1 pseudogene is annotated in these 267 nt (G+C 70.0%); it reads left to right on the top strand.

From position 1 onward, the window contains the following. Positions 1-267 (top strand): annotated as a pseudogene (locus AC5RUU_RS19660) (hypothetical protein); the annotation flags it as partial.

Here is a 267-nt window from a genome sequence, read left to right as displayed (position 1 = left end):
ACCGGGATGTGTTGTCCTGCATCATGATCACCTACCCGTCCACGCACGGGGTGTACGACGGGGACGTGCGCGAGGTCTGTGACGCGGTCCACGCCGCGGGCGGGCAGGTGTACATCGACGGGGCGAACCTCAACGCCCTGGTCGGCCTGGCGCAGCCGGGCAAGTTCGGTGGGGACGTCTCGCACCTGAACCTGCACAAGACCTTCTGCATCCCGCACGGCGGCGGCGGACCCGGTGTCGGCCCGGTCGCGGCCAAGGCGCACCTGG

Source organism: Arthrobacter sp. K4-10C, from assembly GCF_059090085.1.
The sequence above is the reverse complement of the archived record's forward strand: the minus strand, read 5'-3'. Positions and strand labels throughout refer to the sequence as shown.